At 63.4% G+C, this 14,633-nt stretch carries 12 protein-coding genes; 8 read left to right on the forward strand and 4 right to left on the reverse strand.

Annotation, left to right across the window (positions count from 1 at the left end; translation table 11 throughout):
* Positions 1 to 12: 12 nt before the first annotated feature.
* The 3 genes from hisC to KUL25_RS20275 are packed head-to-tail and all read left to right on the forward strand — an operon-like array spanning position 13 to position 2,977.
* The gene (gene hisC / locus KUL25_RS20265) at positions 13 to 1,095 is read left to right on the forward strand and encodes a histidinol-phosphate transaminase (RefSeq protein WP_257894538.1); all 1,083 of its coding nucleotides are present in this window, start codon (positions 13 to 15) and stop codon (positions 1,093 to 1,095) included.
* Positions 1,092 to 2,024, forward strand: a complete 933-nt coding sequence (locus KUL25_RS20270) for a prephenate/arogenate dehydrogenase family protein (RefSeq protein ID WP_257894539.1) — start codon at positions 1,092 to 1,094, stop codon at positions 2,022 to 2,024. Before hisC ends, KUL25_RS20270 begins: the two co-directional genes overlap by 4 nt.
* Entirely contained in the window at positions 2,021 to 2,977 is a 957-nt protein-coding gene (locus tag KUL25_RS20275) for an extensin-like domain-containing protein (protein ID WP_257894540.1), read from the forward strand. The genes KUL25_RS20270 and KUL25_RS20275 overlap by 4 nt, the downstream gene beginning before the upstream one ends.
* A 7-nt stretch (positions 2,978 to 2,984) precedes the next feature.
* Here KUL25_RS20275 and KUL25_RS20280 read toward each other — a convergent pair whose 3' ends face one another.
* Positions 2,985 to 4,001, reverse strand: coding sequence for a DUF2125 domain-containing protein (locus KUL25_RS20280; protein WP_257894541.1), 1,017 nt, complete (start codon positions 3,999 to 4,001; stop codon positions 2,985 to 2,987).
* Between the two features lie 60 nt (positions 4,002 to 4,061).
* On the opposite strand from KUL25_RS20280, the gene KUL25_RS20285 reads away from it, so the two are divergent.
* The 3 genes from KUL25_RS20285 (at position 4,062) to KUL25_RS20295 (ending at position 8,284) form a co-directional block, all read left to right on the forward strand.
* On the forward strand, positions 4,062 to 4,604 hold the full coding sequence (locus KUL25_RS20285) for a gamma-glutamylcyclotransferase (RefSeq protein WP_257894542.1): 543 nt from the start codon (positions 4,062 to 4,064) through the stop codon (positions 4,602 to 4,604).
* 77 nt (positions 4,605 to 4,681) lie between these two features.
* Positions 4,682 to 5,881 (forward strand): biopolymer transporter ExbB, encoded by a 1,200-nt coding sequence (locus tag KUL25_RS20290; RefSeq protein ID WP_257894543.1) that lies wholly within the window; start codon positions 4,682 to 4,684, stop codon positions 5,879 to 5,881.
* A gap of 3 nt (positions 5,882 to 5,884) precedes the next feature.
* Positions 5,885 to 8,284 carry a peptidoglycan -binding protein gene (locus tag KUL25_RS20295; RefSeq protein WP_257894544.1) on the forward strand — a complete coding sequence of 800 codons (2,400 nt, stop codon included), beginning with the start codon at positions 5,885 to 5,887 and terminating at the stop codon, positions 8,282 to 8,284.
* On the opposite strand, the gene KUL25_RS20300 is transcribed toward KUL25_RS20295, so the two are convergent.
* The 3 genes from KUL25_RS20300 to gloB all read right to left on the reverse strand — a co-directional run bounded on the left by KUL25_RS20300 (position 8,281) and on the right by gloB (position 12,697).
* On the reverse strand, positions 8,281 to 9,123 hold the full coding sequence (locus KUL25_RS20300) for a peptidoglycan DD-metalloendopeptidase family protein (RefSeq protein WP_257894545.1): 843 nt from the start codon (positions 9,121 to 9,123) through the stop codon (positions 8,281 to 8,283). The genes KUL25_RS20295 and KUL25_RS20300 overlap by 4 nt on opposite strands.
* 268 nt (positions 9,124 to 9,391) lie before the next feature.
* A complete protein-coding gene (gene clpA, locus KUL25_RS20305; protein ID WP_257894546.1) occupies positions 9,392 to 11,725 on the reverse strand; it encodes an ATP-dependent Clp protease ATP-binding subunit ClpA in 2,334 nt (777 codons plus the stop codon).
* Positions 11,726 to 11,926: 201 nt separating this feature from the next.
* Positions 11,927 to 12,697 (reverse strand): hydroxyacylglutathione hydrolase, encoded by a 771-nt coding sequence (gene gloB / locus KUL25_RS20310; protein WP_257894547.1) that lies wholly within the window; start codon positions 12,695 to 12,697, stop codon positions 11,927 to 11,929.
* A gap of 88 nt (positions 12,698 to 12,785) precedes the next feature.
* Between gloB and KUL25_RS20315 the strand changes: the two genes are divergently transcribed.
* Complete coding sequence (locus KUL25_RS20315; protein ID WP_257894548.1) at positions 12,786 to 13,580, forward strand: class I SAM-dependent methyltransferase; 795 nt, start codon at positions 12,786 to 12,788, stop codon at positions 13,578 to 13,580.
* Between the two features lie 37 nt (positions 13,581 to 13,617).
* Positions 13,618 to 14,565 carry a class I SAM-dependent methyltransferase gene (locus KUL25_RS20320; protein WP_257894549.1) on the forward strand — a complete coding sequence of 316 codons (948 nt, stop codon included), beginning with the start codon at positions 13,618 to 13,620 and terminating at the stop codon, positions 14,563 to 14,565.
* Positions 14,566 to 14,633: the final 68 nt, after the last annotated feature.

Raw genomic sequence — 14,633 nt, forward strand, 5'->3', positions numbered from 1 at the left:
TTGGTGACATCCATGACAGCCCAAATCCGCCCGCAACCCGGGATCCTCGACATCGCGCTTTACCAGGGCGGGGCTTCGGAAATTGCGGGCCATGCCGCGCCGCTGAAGCTTTCGTCGAACGAGAACCCGTTCGGCCCGTCGCCCGCCGCCGTCGTCGCCATGGCGGATGCCGTGGCCGACGCGCATCGTTACCCCTCCACCGATCACGCCGACCTGCGCGCGGCGATTGCCGAGGTTCACGGGCTGGAGGCCGATAACATCATCTGCGGCGTCGGCTCGGACGAGATCATTCACTTCCTGTGCCAATGCTATGCCGGGCCGGGGGATGAGGTGCTTTACACCCAACACGGCTTCGGCATGTACCCGATCGCGGCGAAGGCTGCAGGGGCCACGCCGGTGCAGGTGGCTGAAGTCAACCGCACCGTCGACGTGGACACGCTGCTTGCGGGCATCACCGAACAGACGCGGCTGATCTTCATCGCCAACCCCTCCAACCCCTGCGCGACGATGATCGACAATGGCGAGATCATGCGCCTTGCCGATGCGTTGCCGGATCAATGCCTGCTGATCCTGGATGGCGCTTACGTAGAGTTCGCCGACGGCTACGATGGCGGCAAAGCGCTGGTAGAGGCGCGCAACAACGTGGTGATGACCCGGACGTTTTCAAAGGTCTACGGCCTTGGTGGGTTGCGGGTGGGCTATGGTTACGGCCCGCGCCATGTGATCGACACGCTCAACCGCATCCGGGGGCCGTTCAACCTGTCCACCGTGGCTTTAGCGGGGGCTGAGGCGGCGGTGCGGGACGTGGATTGGGTGGCGGAATGCCTGCGTGTGAACGCGGCGGAGCGTGCTCGACTTGTGGGCGGGTTGCGCCAGTTGGGGCTGGCCTGTGATGACAGCCATGCCAACTTCGTGCTGGCCCGGTTTGAAACCGAGGCAGCCGCCGATGCCGCCGATGCCCACCTGAAGGCCGACGGTATCATTGTGCGCGCGCCCAAGTCCTACGGGTTGCCTGATTGCTTGCGGATCACCGTGGGACGGCCCGAGGACAATTCCCGTGTTCTCGCGTCCCTTACTGCCTTGGTGGCGGCATGAGCGTTATCTACGACCGCGTCGCCCTGATCGGCCTTGGGCTGATCGCGGGGTCCATAGCCCACGCCATGCGGCGCGGCGGCTTGGCCAAGGAGATCGTGGGCACCGCGCGCTCTTCCGAGACGCGGGCCATCGCCGCCGAGATCAATCTGTGCGACCGGATCACCGAGACGGCTGCCGAGGCCGTGGCGGGGGCCGACCTTGTGGTGCTCGCTGTGCCTATCGGGGCGATGGCCGCCGTTGCCGCTGACATCGCGCCGCATCTGGCCGCGGGGGCGACGGTCACGGATGTGGGATCTGTCAAGCAAGAGGTCATCGCGCAAGTGGGCCCGCATCTGCCGGATCACGTTCATTTCGTGCCGGGCCACCCGTTGGCAGGGACCGAACATTCCGGCCCGCGGTCGGGCTTCGCCGAGTTGTTCGACAACCGCTATACGCTGTTGACGCCGCCTGAAGGTACCGATCCGGCCGCGACCGAACGCTTGAAAAACCTGTGGATAGGTTGTGGAGCGCTTGTGGAGGAAATGGACCCGGACCACCACGATCTGGTTCTTGCCGTGACCTCGCATACGCCGCACCTGATTGCCTACACTATGGTCGGCGTGGCCGACGATCTGCGGCGCGTCACCGATAGCGAAGTCATCAAGTATTCCGCGGCGGGGTTTCGGGACTTTACCCGTATCGCGGCCTCGGACCCGACAATGTGGCGTGATGTGTTCTTGTCAAACAAGGATGCGACACTGGAAATTCTGGGCCGTTTCACCGAAGAATTGTTCGCGTTGCAGCGGGCGATCCGTACCGGCGATGGCGAGCATTTGCATGATTACTTCACCCGCACCCGCGCCATTCGACGGGGGATCATCGAGGCAGGCCAAGATACGGACGCCCCTGATTTCGGACGCAACATGGCGAAGAAGGGAGACACAGAATGAACCTGCGCGCGGGCCTTTGTGTTGTCACCGTTGCCGCTGCCGTGCCCCTTGCGGCGCTTGGCCAATCGGCTGAGGTTCGGGTGATCTCGGCCACTGCGCGGGCTCCGGCGGAATCCTTGCGCCCTATGGCACGCCCCGCGGGCACGCCGGTGCCCTCCAGCGTGGGGCCCGGAGCAATCGGGACCGCCGTCGGCTCGGCCATCGGAGCGGCCCCAGCGGCCGAGGCCCCCGCGCCCACAAGGCCTCGTGGCCTTGCCGCACTGTTCCGGCCCCAGGGCGAGACGCCTGCAGCCACGGGTGCTGTCGGCGGCGGCTCGTCTCTTGCCATGACACAATCCCTGCGCCCCGAACAGCGCCCCGCGGGCCTTGTGGAGCAAGTTCGCGCAGCAGCGACGCGCAACATCCCCTCGGCCGTGGCGCAGCCGGGCCGAAACACTGGCACGCTCTGCGGTGTGGTGGGCCTTCAGGGTGACGAGATCGAGCCTGTCGCAGGCCGCATCAACGGCTGCGGCATCCCGCGTGCCGTTCGGTTGCGCACGGTACATGGAATCACCCTGACGACACCTGCGACGGTCAATTGCACCACGGCGCAGTCGATTAGCGAATGGGTTTTGGCCGCCGAGGATATCATCGGCAACACCGGGGGCGGCATGGCGAATCTTCGGGTGGTCGCCTCTTATGCGTGCCGCACGCGCAACTCGCAATCCGGGGCGCGATTGTCCGAGCATGCGACGGGCAACGCGGTGGATATCGCCGGCATAGGGCTGCAAAATGGCAGTGAACTCAGTGTGTTGAACGATTGGCGCGGCGGCAATTCCTCGATCATGCGTGGCCTGCACCAAGCCGCGTGCGGGACGTTCGGCACGGTCCTTGGGCCGGAATCGGACCGGTTCCACCGGGATCACTTCCACTTCGACGTGGCCTCCTACCGCTCGGGCTCTTATTGCCGCTGACGGCCTGCTAGCGCAGGCGCAGGCTTGGCGCGTGCCCAATCGGCAGCGGTCCGATGAACACGCGTCCATTGGAAAACGAGAGCGTCGCGTCGATGTTCTCTTCGCTGCCGGACAGACCTGCCAACACCTCCAACATGGCCTCTGCGGTGCCGCGCAGCCGTTCGGGAACGACGCCCGCGTTGCTGGCCAGATCCACCATCGCCCGCCAGTTTTCGGCGCGTACGGCCAACTCTCCCTCGGGCACGCCACCTGCGGTGACGTCCAAGGTGCCCGTGGCGCGAAACAGCATGTCGCCCCAGCGCATGCTGACCTCGTCGATCTGTAGCGCGGTGAATTGCGGGCGGGCGACTTCGATCGCATCCATATCCCATGGGGCGTCGAACGTGGCTGTCACCTGCACTTCGGCCCGTTCCATGATTGCGGGCAACACGCCTGCGGGATCCAGACGGGTCCGCCACGCCTCGGGCGGGGTCATGGCGGTGGCCAGCGCCATGATGTCGTAGGTCGTTTCCGTGTCCGCGACACGGGTCAGGATCAGGCTTCCCTGCTCCCACTGGGTCTGCCAGCCGTCACTGGAACTGACCTGCAACGGCCCCGTATCCACGTGGAGCGCATCCAGCGCGAAACGATTGGTGGGTTGCACGTCCAGCGCGGCTTGCAGGTGCAGGCCCTCTGCCCCCAGTTCAGAGACATTCAACCGCTCGTAGGGTGATGCGATGACCTGAACCGCGGGCCAGCGCGCCTCGATCCGGTCCAGGCGCAGGACGTCCTGGCGGAACTCCAACGACGCAACGGACCATGCAAGGCCCGTCTCGGGGTCGGCAAGTTCAAGGTTCTGCAATTCCGTCACGAACTGCAACGGGAAGCCGCTGACCGAAATGTCCGAGACCTCGGCCACCCAGCCATCGGCCTGCCTGTCATCCAGCCACCGGGTCGCGGCCGTCTCGGAAACCATGGCACCGCCCCCCCAGGCGATCCCGCCCAAGGCCCCAACTCCGAAAATCCAGATCAAAAGCCGCTTCATGGCACTCCCCTTCCGTCACTCTATCGCCTATGAGGGCAGAGCACGACAAGGATGAACCCCATGACAGCACCGCTTTGGATTTTCGGCTACGGCTCGCTCCTGTGGAACCCCGGCTTTTGCGTGGCGGAAACCCGGATCGCGCGGCTGCACGATTGGCACCGCTCTTTCTGCATGTCGTCGATCCATCATCGCGGAACCGAGGCCGATCCCGGACTGGTCCTTGCCCTGGATGCCTTGCAGGGGGCCAGTTGCGATGGCTTGGCGCTGCGCGCGGAGCCGGGGACCGAGGACGCCACCATCGCCTATCTGCGAGAGCGGGAATTGATCTCTTCGGCCTATGTCGAGACGCGCCAAACCGTGAATTTCCATGACGGCGGCACGCAGGACGATGTGCTGACCTACGTGATCAACCGCGACCATGTGCAATACTGTCAACATGCGCTGGAGGTTCAGGCTCGCATCATTGCCGGTGCCGTGGGCGGGCGGGGGCCGAATGATGAATATCTCTACAACACCGCCGCACATCTAAGCGAATTGGGCATCGGCGACGCCGATCTGGAGGCTTTGGTGACCATGGTCCGGGACTTGAAGGCCGCGCTTTAAGGCTTTTGTTGGCGTGACGGCCCACAACCGTGTAGGGTGTCGCCAGACAAGTCAAAAGAGCGGTTGAGACAAACCCCATGGCGAGCAGCAGAGAGGGCGCAGGCAGCGCCCGATTTACACGGCCCACGCAGCAGATCCTTCTGATGCTGATCATCCTCGCGCTTGTCGTGGCGGGGGGCATTTTGGTGTGGCCGCGGGTGCAGGACGTGTTCCTGACCTCACCCTACTTGAATGGTACGATTGCTATCGTCTTCGTCGTGGGCGTTTGCGCGACCTTCTTTCAGGTGATCCAGCTGTTCTCTTCGGTTGCGTGGATCGAACAATTGGCCGAGGGCGGCCAGGCGGATGCGGATGAAAAGCCGCCACGCCTTTTGGCGGCGATTTCTGGCGTGGCGCGGCTGCGGGGATCTCGTACGCAGGTGACGCCCGCGTCGGCGAAATCCATTCTTGATAGTGTTGGCGCGCGGATGGAGGAAAGCGGCGATATCACGCGATACATCGCCAACCTTCTGATTTTTCTGGGCCTTTTGGGTACTTTCTTTGGCCTTGCCACGACGGTGCCGGCGGTTGTGGAAACCATCCGATCCCTGCAACCGACCGAAGGCGAAGAAGGCCTCGCCGTCTTTGGCCGCCTGATGGACGGCCTTGACGATCAGCTTGGCGGTATGGGCACGGCCTTCGCGTCCTCCCTGCTTGGCCTAGCCGGGTCGCTTGTCGTGGGCTTGCTGGAGCTTTACGCGGGCCACGGCCAGAACCGCTTCTACCGCGAGTTGGAGGAATGGCTGGCCTCGATCACCCGCGTGTCGTTCTCGGGCGATGGGGACGGGGCTATCGACAAGGCGGCAATCGCCACCGTGCTCGACCACATGGTTGACCAGATGGACACGCTGCAATCGCTTTTCGCGCAATCCGAGACGCGCCGTGCGGCGACGGAACAGCGGGTGCTGACCCTGGCGCAAAGCATTGACAGTTTGACCGAACGGCTGGGGCCGGGGCAGGTGGCGGCCACCGAACGGCTTGCGACGGCGCAGGACCGCTTGGCGGCGGCCCTCGACGGGATGGCCGCCGAGCAGGGTCTGGACGACGAGTCGCGCAACCGCTTGCGCTCCATCGACGTGCAGCTGTTCAAGATGGCCGAGGAAATCGGCACCAATCGCGACGCAGAGGTCATGGGCCTGCGGGGCGACTTGGCGCAACTGACCGAGGCGCTGCAAGCGCTGACCCAGGCCGCCCGCGCCCCCGCCGAGGCCCGCGCGCGGCAGCGCGGGGACGGCTAGGCGATGGCCTTCCACCGCAAAGCGAAGCAGGGCATGTCCGGGGCGATCTGGCCCGGTTTCGTCGATGCCATTACCGCGCTTTTGATGGTGATGATCTTCGTGCTGACCATTTTCATGGTCATGCAATACGTGCTGTCCGAAGAAATCAGCACCCAGGATGAAGAACTGAATTCCCTGACGGCGCAGGTCAACCAGTTGGCCCAGGCCTTGGGCCTTGAAGAAGCGCGGGCGGGGCAGTTGGAGGCGCGGGTCACGACGCTTTCGGGATCCTTGTCGGCGGCCCAGGAGCAGGCCACCGCGCAGGAGGCCTTAATCGCCACGCTGACGGCGGAAAGTGCAGCACAATCGGCCCGGATCGTGGCGTTCGAGGAACAAGTCGCGGGGCTTCTGGCGCAGAATGCGGAGCTGGCGACAAGTAGGGCCGAGACCGAGGCCGAACTGGCGGAAGCGATGACGCAGGCCGAGGCGCTGAACCTTGCGCTCGCCACCGCCCGCACCGAGATCGACGAAGCCTCCGAGGCCGCGCGCCTTGCTGCCGCCCGTCGTGAAGCGCTGGAGGCGCTGATCGCAGATCTTGAGGCCGAGGGCGCGGCGCGGGATGCGTCCCTGTCCGACGCGCTGGCCGCCTTGGCGGCGTCATCGTCTGAATTGGAAGTGCGTCAGAGCGCGCTGACTGAGGCGCTGACTGCGTTGGCGCGGGCCGAAACCCGGAGCGCGCAACTTGCGGGCACGTTGATCGAGCGGGATCAATCCCTGACCGCCGCCCTTGCGGCTTTGGCCAGCGGGGACGAACGCGCCGAAGAACTTCTGTCGCGCCTTCAGGAAGTTGAGGGGAATTTGTCCGAAACGGAAGCTGCACGCCTTGCAGACGTGGCTGCGGCAGAAGCCCTCCGTTTGCGCTTGGCGGAAGTAGAGACCGCGCTGTCCGAGGAAGAAGCAGCGCGGTTGGCTGAATTGGCAGCGGCAGAGGCCCTGCGCGCCCGTTTGGGCGACCTAGAGGCGGCGCTTTCGGAAGAGGAATCCGCCCGGTTGGCCGAGGCTGCAGCGGCGGCGGCGCTACGCACGCAGTTGGATGACACAACCGCCGCCCTGTCAGAGGAAGAGGCCGCCCGCCTCGCCGAAGCAGCGGCAGCCGAGGCCCTGCGGCGGCGTCTGGAAAATGCCGATGCAGAACTGACCGCGATGTCACTTGCCTTGGAAGAGCAGCGCCAGCGGGCCGAGGAAACCTTGACACTACTTGCCGCCGCCGATGCCGCCCGCGATGATCTGGCGACGCGGCTTGCGGGCGCGCTGGCGCGGGCCGAAAGTGGGCAGGGAGAGGCTGCATCCCTTGCCGACGCCCTTGCGGCGGCTGAGTTGGAGCTGGATCGTGCCGAAGCTGCTTTATCGACCCAGACCGGTGAATTGACGGCATTGGAACGCCAATTGGCCCTTGTCCTGTCGCGTCTGGAAAGTGCTGAGGCGAGTGCCGCCGCGCGCTTGGCCGAGCTGGAAGCAACGATTGCCGCGTCCGAGGCGCAAGCCTCCGAGGCTGTCGCTGCCGCTGCCGAATTGTCCACGTTGGAGGCGCAGTTGGCCGCCGCCCTCGCCGCGCGCCAGACAACCGACGCCGCCCTCGCGGAAGCTCTGTCAGAGGCCGAGACCCGCGCGACCCTTCTGGCGCAGGCCAATCAGGAGTTGGAGCGGGCCGAGGCGCAATCCTCTGAAAGTGCGCGTCAGGTGGCGCTTCTGAACGAACAGGTCGCGGCATTGCGGTCGCAATTGGGTTCGCTGCAATCACTGCTCACGCTGTCGGAGGACCGCGATGAAGAGGCGCAAATTCAGATCGAGGCGCTGGGATCGCGGTTGAATACGGCGTTGGCGCAACTGGCCGCCGAAGAGCGTGCGCGCGCTGAACTGGAGGCCGCCGAGGTCGCGCGGCTGGCAGCGGAAGCACAGGAACTGGAGCGCTATCGCTCGGAATTCTTTGGCCGTTTGCGGGAATTGCTGGAAGATCGTGAGGGCGTCCGGATCGAGGGGGATCGTTTCGTGTTCTCGTCTGAGGTGCTGTTCGAGGTCGGCTCTGCGGACCTGGCGGCAGAGGGGTTGGCGCAGATCGAAAACGTGGCCCAGTTGCTTCTGGAGATCGCCGAAGACATCCCCGAGGCCATCGATTGGATCATCCGCGTGGATGGCCACACCGATGATCAGCAGCTGCGTGAAGGGGCCACCTACGCCAACAATTGGGAGCTCAGCCAAGCGCGCGCCCTGGCGGTCGTCCTTTACATGAGCGAGGAATTGGGCATCCCTCCGCGTCGTTTGGCGGCGACGGGCTTTGGCGAGCATCGACCGATTGCGCCAAATGATACCGAAGCGGGTCAAGCGGCGAACCGGCGGATCGAACTGAAGTTGACCGAGCGCTAACGCACGGAAATTGTTGTCGTTTCTTCGTCGACAAGGATGCCGTCGCGGGTAAGTGACACGGTGCCGGTGTAGACCCCCACCGGCAGTGCAGTGCGGATCCGGCGACCGCTCGCGCGGAAAAGCTGTGCCTGGGTACGCTCCAGCGTGATATCCTGGGTGTGGTAGGTCGTGCCATCGGGCGCGGTGATAGTGGCCGTGACGAGATCGCCCGTGCGCCCACTGTGGAAAAAGCCCCAGATAATAATGGCTTCTCCGGTTGCCGACAGCGCGTTGGCATCAGCCGACCCGGCTTGGGTCGCCTCATAAGTGGGCATCGCTTGGGCAAAGCCGATGCTGAGAATACCTCCGGGGGAAAGGGGGATGTCGTCCGCCCAAAGCGTTACGTCGCTATCGCAGGTGCCGCTATCGATGGGGGCGAAGGGATCGATGACCTCGCCGTTGTGACGGACGGTGATGTGCAGATGCGGGAATTCAGTATTGCCGGAAAAACCCATTTCGCCAATGGGTTGCCTTGTTTCGACGGTATCGCCTTGGGCCACGGCAACAGACCCCTGGGCCATGTGGCAATACTGGGTTTGCCAACCGTTTTCGTGTTCGATCAGCACGCCATTGCCGCAATCCTGTCCGTCGGGAAAGCCGCCGGTGCCGGTGTCTGGAACCCCGTTGCGGGTGCCGAGCACGGTGCCGGGTGCGGCGGCGAGAATGGGGATGCCGCGGGCCAGCGCCTCCATGTCCGGAACGCGGATGTCGGTGCCTTGGTGGCCATCGTAACTCATTGAGCCACAGAGGAAATCTTGTGCATCGGGGCCGGGGTCGTGGTCCACGAGCTGTTGAATCATGCAGGTTTCGCCCAACACGCAATCGACGGGAAAAGCGAGGGAAGGACCCTCTTGCGCGAGAGCGGGGAGGGAGCTTGAGAGGACAAGAAGCAGCGCGCGCATGGAGAACCTTCCCAGGAGGCGTAGAGACTTCATCAAGGGCCGAAACCGTTCAAGATGACACCATATAGATATCACGTTGGCAGAATGGGCGGTGGGCCGCCGGGTTGAATACGAAAAAGGGCCGAGGAAGTCCCCGGCCCTTTTCAAACTCTGCGTCAGGTCACAATCAATCAGCGGTCAGAAGCGGAGGCTTCTTCTTGGGCGAGAGGCGCGGGCTTCCGGCCTCTTCCACACGCAAATCGATCTTGCCGTCCTTGACGCCGACTTGCACGTTGCCGCCCTTGGCCAGTTTCCCGAACAGCAACTCTTCCGCGAGGGGCTTCTTGATATGTTCTTGAATCACGCGGCCCAAGGGGCGCGCACCCATGCGGTCGTCGTAGCCCTTGTCGGCCAGCCACTCTGCGGCAGGCTTGGTCAGTTCGATCGTGACATTGCGATCCATCAACTGCGCTTCAAGCTGAAGCACGAACTTCTCGACCACCTGCAAGATCACTTCTTTCGGGAGCGGCCCGAAGGAGATCACCGCATCCAGACGGTTACGGAATTCCGGCGTGAACGTCCGCTCGATCGCAGCCGTGTCTTCGCCTTCACGCCGATCGCGGTTGAAGCCGATGGCGGCCTTCGCCTGCTCCGCCGCGCCCGCGTTCGAGGTCATGATCAGAACCACGTTGCGGAAGTCGACGGACCGTCCGTTGTGATCGGTCAGCGTCCCATGATCCATGACCTGAAGCAGGATATTGAAGACATCCGGGTGCGCCTTCTCGATCTCGTCCAGCAGCAACACACAATGCGGGTGCTGGTCGATGCCGTCGGTCAAAAGACCGCCCTGATCGAAGCCGACATAGCCCGGAGGTGCACCGATGAGGCGGGAAACCGCGTGTTTCTCCATGTATTCGGACATGTCGAACCGGATCAGCTCAACCCCCAAGGTGTCCGCCAATTGCTTGGCAACCTCGGTTTTACCCACGCCGGTGGGGCCGGCGAACAGGTAGTTGCCGATGGGCTTTTCAGGTTCCCGCAGACCGGCACGGGCCAACTTGATGGAGGACGCAAGCGCCTCGATCGCCTTGTCCTGACCGAAGACGACCCGCTTCAAGGATACTTCAAGATCCTTCAGTACAATCGCATCGTCCTTGGATACGTTCTTCGGCGGGATGCGGGCGATCTTGGCGACCACATCTTCCACTTCCTTGGTGCCAATCGTCTTGCGACGCTTGCTTTCCGCGACCAAGTGCTGCGCTGCCCCCGCTTCATCGATCACGTCGATGGCCGAGTCAGGCAGTTTGCGGTCGTTGATATAGCGAGAGGCCAGCTCAACCGAGGTCTTGATCGCATCAGCGGTGTATTTCACGCCGTGATGATCCTCGAAGTAAGGCTTGAGGCCCTTGAGGATCTTGACCGCGTCATCCACCGAAGGCTCTGCCACATCGATCTTCTGGAAACGCCGCGACAGGGCGCGGTCCTTTTCGAAGTGTTGGCGAAACTCCTTGTAGGTGGTGGAGCCCATGCAGCGGAGACCGCCGCCTTGCAGCGCGGGCTTGAGCAGGTTGGAGGCATCCATGGCACCGCCAGAGGTGGCGCCCGCACCGATCACTGTGTGGATTTCGTCAATGAAAAGAACGGCATCGGGGTGATCTTCCAGCTCTTTCACGACCGCCTTGAGCCGCTCTTCAAAGTCACCGCGATAGCGGGTGCCGGCCAGAAGCGCACCCATGTCGAGTGAATAGATCGTGGCGTTTGCCAGCACCTCGGGGGTTTCCCCCTCCACGATTTTCTTGGCGAGGCCCTCGGCGATGGCAGTTTTGCCGACACCGGGGTCGCCCACCAGCAGCGGGTTATTCTTGCGGCGGCGGCACAGCACCTGAATGCACCGCTCGACCTCTGCAGAGCGGCCGATCAGGGGATCGACGTCGCCTTTGGTCGCCTTCGCATTGAGGTCGACACAATACTTGGCGAGGGCGGATTCCTTCTCCTCCCCCCCGGTGTTGTCCTGGAGGCTGGGGGCTTCGGTGTCTTCATCTTCCGCGCCCGTCACAGGCCGGGCTTCGCCGTAAGAAGGGTCCTTGGCGACGCCATGGGCGATGAAATTCACGGCGTCGTAGCGCGTCATATCCTGTTCTTGCAGGAAATAGGCGGCGTTGCTTTCGCGTTCCGCGAAAATCGCGACGAGGACATTCGCCCCGGTCACTTCCGTGCGTCCCGAGGACTGCACATGGATCGCAGCACGTTGGATAACGCGCTGGAAAGCAGCCGTTGGCACGGCCTCAGACCCTTCAACATCGGTTTCAAGGGTCGAAAGATCCTCATCGATGAACTTCGACAGCGTGTCCCGCAGCAGTTCGATGTCGACCGAGCAGGCCTTCATGACCTTTTGCGCGTCGGGTTCATCAATAAGCGCGAGAAGCAGGTGTTCCAGGGTCGCCAGTTCGTGGCGACGTGCGTTGGCGTTCGCCAAGGCAGCGTGGATGGCCTGTTCCAGTGTGTTCGAAAAAGACGGCACTATCTGTGCTCCTTTCGTCTGCATCGAGGGAGGGGTGGCCCCTCATCCCGATCGTGGCCTCATAAAGTTAAATTTTGCTTTCCGGCCGTAGGTTTCAAGCAAATTCGCATCAAGACCCCGTGTTTCGTGTTTGGTTAACGGTCTGATTTGCCAAAAATTTTCCCTAAAGCCTTGGGGTTGCTCGATTTTCAGGCAGTACACCTAAAACCGATCTTTTTGCGCACGAATGCGGGTGAAAACGTCCACGGGTGACGCGCCTGTCATCGAGAGGTGGGCGGCGACGGCGGGCACGTGGGCGCGCAGGAAGGGGTTGGTGGCCAATTCTTCGGCCAGGATGGACGGAACGGTCGGTTGACCCGCCGCGCGGGCGGCGGCGATCGCCTCTGACCGAGAGATAAGGTCAGGATTGTCGGGTTCAATAGTCAATGCGAAGCGCGCGTTGGACGCGGTGTATTCGTGGCCGGAACAGACGAGGGTTTCCGGGGGCAGGGCGGCCAGCTTCTGTAGTGACGCGTGCATCTGCGCGGGCGTGCCTTCGAAGAGGCGACCGCAGCCGAGGGCCATCAAGCTGTCGGCGGTGAAAACGGCCCTTGCGTCGGGCACGTAGAACGACAGGTGATTGTCGCAATGGCCGGACGTGTCCAGAACCTCGATCGCCAAGTTGCCGACCCAGAAAGTGTCGCCCTCAGCCAACGCCTTGTCCAGAGGAGGGAGGCGGCCGGCATCGGCGCCACAGCCCCACACCTTGGCACCTGTTGCGGCCTTCAGCGCCGGAACGCCGTCGACATGGTCCCCGTGGTGGTGCGTGATCAGAATGTCAGTCAGGGTCCAGCCGTGGGTTGCCAGCGCGGCCTTGATCGGCGCGACTTCGGGGACGTCCACACAGGCCGTGGCCCCGGTGTCGGGATCATGCAGAAGAAAGGCGTAGTTGTCTTGGAGGCAGGGGATGGTGATGATCTGCGGATCGGCCATGGTCTTTGCGCCCTCAGTGGTTAGATTAAATGCATAGGTTAGACGAAAGCCTGCGCCGCTGGACGCGCGTTTGCAAACAGGAAGTCGGATGCATCTGGATGTCATAGACCTGCGGCAGTTCTACTACCGCACCCGTTTGGGGCGGATCGCCCAGAAGGCGGTGCGCGAACGGATGCTGGAGATGTGGCCAAGCGCCAGGGGCGAGACGGTCGTAGGCTTCGGCTTCGCCGTGCCGCTGATGCGCCCCTATCTGGCCGACGCGCGGCGGGTGATCGGGGTGATGCCGGCGCAACAGGGTGTGATGCCTTGGCCTGCGGGTCTGGATAATGTCTCACTCCTGTGCCGAGAAGGGTTGTGGCCGGTGCAGACCGGACAGGCGGACAAGCTGATTTGCCTGCACGGGCTAGAGACATCCGAGCATCCGGCAAGCGTGTTGGACGAATGCCAGCGGGTGCTGGCGCCCGGCGGTCGGGCGCTGTTCATTGTGCCGAACCGGATGGGCCTGTGGGCGCGCCGGGACGGGACACCCTTCGGCTTCGGGAGGCCCTATTCGTTGGGACAGTTGGAGGCGCAGTTGGAGGCCTTCGACTTCATACCCGAGCGCCACGCGGCAGCGCTGTTCGTGCCCCCCTCGCCGAAGCGGTTCTGGCTGAAGTCGGCGGATATGGTGGAGCGTCTGGGCACCAAGCTGAGCCGCAACCGTGCCGGCGGGGTCATCTTGATCGAGGTATCCAAGCGCATTCCGGCAAGGCGCAAGCCCGGGCTGGCAGAGCGGGTGCGCAGGCCCTTGCGTGTGCTGGAGGGCAGCTCTCAACCCGTGGGGGTCAGCGGGCGGGGCCAGTCTTCGACATCCCTGGACGCCATTGGTAAAGAGCCCGCATGACGGCGGTGTGACGGCGTAACGGAAGGTTGGGGATCACATGGAACAATCCGATAGCAATCTGGCCAAGGAAAAACCTGCGGATGTGCCGAACACAGAAGGCATGTCCTTGGGGCAAAGCGGGGCGCGGTACAATCAGTGGCTGGGAAAGTTGCGCGAGGCAGGCATTCTGAAAGCCGAGCGTTTGCTGCCCGAGATGCGCGTTCCGGTGCCCACGGCGCTGCCGTCGTTGATGGGGCGGGGTGCTGCCCGAGAGGGCCTCGTGCAGGAGATCAAGGCGCTGCAACCCTGGGGCTACTCGATCCAGCTTGCCCCGGGTGTGCTGACAGGCGGGGCGGAGGCGTTGGAGCGCACTGTCTATCGCTCGCACCTCATTTCCGGTGCGATCCGCGAAGGGCTGCGGCTGTGCGGCCGGACGCCACAAGGGGCCACGGCGGTCGATTTCGCCTGCAATCACGGATATTTTTCCCTTCTGGCGGCAGAGCTTGGCTTCGACGCGGTGCGCGGGTTCGACTTGCGCGAGGTCAACCTGCGCAAGGCGCGGCTTCTGGCGGACCAATTTGACCTTGCCAGCGCCACGTTCGAGCAGCGGGACGTCTACACCTATGAGGGCCAGGCCGATGTCGTGCTGAACCTCGGGCTTTTGTACCACGTCACCGATCCGGTGCGCCTGATGGAATTGTCGTTTGCAGCGACCTCGACCTTTTGCATCGTTGACACGATCACGTATAAATCCCCGGTTTCAGCGTTCATCCTGCGCACCAACAAGGATCAGTCGCACCACGCGGAAGGCGCCTATAATGCGGAATTGCACCCAACCTACCGGGCTCTGATTGATTTGATGCACGCGGCAGGATTCGTCGACCTGATGGAAGTTGTTCCCGAAGCGCGTCCAGACCGCGCGTGCCATCCCCTATACGACAAGTCAGACCGACGCTGCCTGATTGGATTCCGGCCCGGCGCCGTGGTTGAACGCCTTCCGGGCTGAGCGCGCCAATGCGGGCGCTTTGCCCCAGACCTGTGCGAAAATACGTGAGTTTCGACCGCGAAGACCAA

Origin of the sequence: Gymnodinialimonas phycosphaerae (genome assembly GCF_019195455.1) — a bacterium.
Classification (GTDB): domain Bacteria; phylum Pseudomonadota; class Alphaproteobacteria; order Rhodobacterales; family Rhodobacteraceae; genus Gymnodinialimonas; species Gymnodinialimonas phycosphaerae.

What these genes read in the sequence shown, in the direction of transcription:
- hisC (WP_257894538.1), top strand. Translation starts at nt 13, where the DNA reads ATGACAGCCCAAATCCGCCCGCAACCCGGGATCCTCGACATCGCGCTT.
- KUL25_RS20270 (WP_257894539.1), top strand. Translation starts at nt 1,092, where the DNA reads ATGAGCGTTATCTACGACCGCGTCGCCCTGATCGGCCTTGGGCTGATC.
- KUL25_RS20275 (WP_257894540.1), top strand. Translation starts at nt 2,021, where the DNA reads ATGAACCTGCGCGCGGGCCTTTGTGTTGTCACCGTTGCCGCTGCCGTG.
- KUL25_RS20280 (WP_257894541.1), bottom strand. Translation starts at nt 4,001, where the DNA reads ATGAAGCGGCTTTTGATCTGGATTTTCGGAGTTGGGGCCTTGGGCGGG.
- KUL25_RS20285 (WP_257894542.1), top strand. Translation starts at nt 4,062, where the DNA reads ATGACAGCACCGCTTTGGATTTTCGGCTACGGCTCGCTCCTGTGGAAC.
- KUL25_RS20290 (WP_257894543.1), top strand. Translation starts at nt 4,682, where the DNA reads ATGGCGAGCAGCAGAGAGGGCGCAGGCAGCGCCCGATTTACACGGCCC.
- KUL25_RS20295 (WP_257894544.1), top strand. Translation starts at nt 5,885, where the DNA reads ATGGCCTTCCACCGCAAAGCGAAGCAGGGCATGTCCGGGGCGATCTGG.
- KUL25_RS20300 (WP_257894545.1), bottom strand. Translation starts at nt 9,123, where the DNA reads ATGATTCAACAGCTCGTGGACCACGACCCCGGCCCCGATGCACAAGAT.
- gloB (WP_257894547.1), bottom strand. Translation starts at nt 12,697, where the DNA reads ATGGCCGATCCGCAGATCATCACCATCCCCTGCCTCCAAGACAACTAC.
- KUL25_RS20315 (WP_257894548.1), top strand. Translation starts at nt 12,786, where the DNA reads ATGCATCTGGATGTCATAGACCTGCGGCAGTTCTACTACCGCACCCGT.
- KUL25_RS20320 (WP_257894549.1), top strand. Translation starts at nt 13,618, where the DNA reads ATGGAACAATCCGATAGCAATCTGGCCAAGGAAAAACCTGCGGATGTG.